Source organism: Brasilonema bromeliae SPC951 (assembly GCF_012912135.1).
In the GTDB taxonomy this organism is placed as follows: domain Bacteria; phylum Cyanobacteriota; class Cyanobacteriia; order Cyanobacteriales; family Nostocaceae; genus Brasilonema; species Brasilonema bromeliae.
The window spans coordinates 1-1,231 of sequence record NZ_QMEB01000432.1; the positions used below are offsets into that span (position 1 = coordinate 1).

Below are 1,231 nucleotides of genomic sequence, written 5' to 3' on the forward strand. Positions count from 1 at the left end.
CAATACGGTTCAGTTAAGGCTGAAAACGTTATTGAGGACACGAAAAGAAGGAGCTTCAACTCGTACTCCAGTACCTCGGTGTTTTGGTTTTTTAGAACGAAACTTTGATACAGGTTTTTTCACAACTCTGGGATTATTTCGCTGAACCCGTTCGGGCAACAATGTGTCCAGAATCTCTATAATTAACCAATCGAAAAAAGGGGGAATTCTTCGCTTTTAAGACGTTGAAATTTAGGTACAGCACGACGGATAACTCGTAATGTTCCAGTAAAACTCAGACGTAAAGGTGGAACTCCAGCAGTGGTTGCAGCTTGAAACATCAATACTCTGACTACCCAATGTCCTAATAGCCAACCGTATACCTCTTGCACCACCTCGCGTGGTTTTTGAGAACGGACATGGGTTTTTCGTCCTAAAAGGTGTATCTTCAACTCATCAATCGTATTTTCTACTTCCCATCGCTGATGATATTGTGTCGCTAATAACTCCGCAGGAAATTTTTCAATATCTAGTAAGCTTGTAATCAAGCGGTATCTAACTTGTTCTTCTGGGTTTTCAGGATGCTCAATTGTATACTCAATCACTCGTACAACTCTTGGCTCGCAACCTTTTTTTCGTAGCTTAAGCGATGGGTAAATCCATGATAAATATGAGCCGTCTGCCAACGGTTTTTCTGCAAGGAATTTAACGTTAGCGGGTATTCTCCCTAAATAATCGCACCCTTTAGTAACAGTGGCGTTGACCATTGCATAGGAATGTAAGCCTCTGTCCCACATCAACAGCATCCCTGATGTTACCGAGCGTAATAATCTTAGTGCCCGTACTCGTTCTCCAATACGATATGGACACATCAATGCATCGAAGATTAAGTGTGTCCCAGCCTCAACCAAAATTACCAATCGTACTTTAGGAAATGCTGCTTGTGTCTTAGGACGACTACTAGGACGACCAAAAACTCTTGCATTTTCATCGCTGTCTGGAACATCAAAACACGTACCATCAATGACTACAATTCGTAGTCCATTTAGAAATGCCCCCAATGTTTCATCGGTTGCCATTGGTCGTACCAACTGATGAAACAATTGGCTCATCACTTTTGCTCCCAATCGCTGCCTAGCTTGTGTGATGGCTGATTTACACGGCACTCGCCAATATTTACCAACTTTAACCCATGCCTCCGATAGACCATCTATGAGATTTTTCAGCACATCACGCATCGAATCTCTCGACC

General features: G+C 42.6%; 1 protein-coding gene. It reads right to left on the minus strand.

The annotated features are described in order from the left end of the window. Positions 1-182: 182 nt before the first annotated feature. Positions 183-1,231, minus strand: a 1,049-nt coding sequence (locus DP116_RS28290; protein WP_169158256.1) for an IS4 family transposase, incomplete at its 5' end; no start/stop codon positions are given.